Here is a 976-nt window from a genome sequence, read left to right as displayed (position 1 = left end):
CTATTACCAATCTATACGTTTATCTAAAAAAGCATACTGACTATTTAACTTAGGTTCGTCTTGTAACTTTGTAAAATATTCAAGCTTTTGATCGTCTTCAATATCAAAGCGCTTCATCCATGCTTCTGCTCGATAACCTGTAATTAATGGATTTTCTTCTGTACTGTAGTTACCACGGTGAATGGCTTGAATCTTCTCAACTCTTAGAGGCTTTAATATTCTATTAAGTAAGATATAGGGTGCTGGTAAGGAATCACTTTCGATTGAACCATCATTTGGTAATGCACCAGCTTGAATAACCACACCCGAACCATAGTCATAACCAATAAACCAATTCATCGGTAGTTCACTATTTAATGCTTCTTCATTTTTAATTCTATTAAACCATTTGTAATTAATTGCTGTAAGCCAACTCACTGTTTTAATGCCATCAACAAGATATTTTGCTGATAACATAGCATTACCTACATCCATTGCCCAAAGTTTACGAGATAAGAAGGCTTCTGTAGGTTCATTTTTGTCATTTCGGATTTTACTAATAATACAAGCATACCCAGCGTAGCCATGTTTGGCTTTTAAGCGTTGCGCACATTTTATAAATAAATCAATAAAAAGTTTTGGATTTTCTTCTACCCATTCAATAGGCATTGAATATGTTAAAGTACTTTGGCTTTCTCTTTTCTTCGATTGCCATTCACTTTTACCACTCACATAGAATTCCCAAGCTCCTGTAGCGAATTTTTCCTTACCACTAGTATATAAAAGCCCAAAAGCTTTCATTCGACCATAGCTATTCAAAATCTTGCGAATAGGCTTAGTCTTTTTGTATTCAAGAGTATTTTCTTCCTCTTTTGGAGGCTCATCTTGCCATAGCCATTTCAAGTGATCTTTAGCGTGATTTTGATAATCATCAAAACATTGAGCAATGGCTTCACGCATTTCATTGCTATAGCCTTCTTTGAAGTATATAACAGCT

1 protein-coding gene is annotated in these 976 nt (G+C 34.6%); it reads right to left on the bottom strand.

Annotation, left to right across the window (positions count from 1 at the left end; translation table 11 throughout):
* Positions 1 to 3 precede the first annotated feature (3 nt).
* Positions 4 to 976, bottom strand: a 973-nt coding sequence (locus AC1Z3T_RS21100) for a type VI immunity family protein (protein ID WP_483396986.1), incomplete at its 5' end; no start/stop codon positions are given.

The sequence above is a fragment of the Acinetobacter sp. B-6 genome (genome assembly GCF_056930735.1).
The sequence above is the reverse complement of the archived record's forward strand: the minus strand, read 5'-3'. Positions and strand labels throughout refer to the sequence as shown.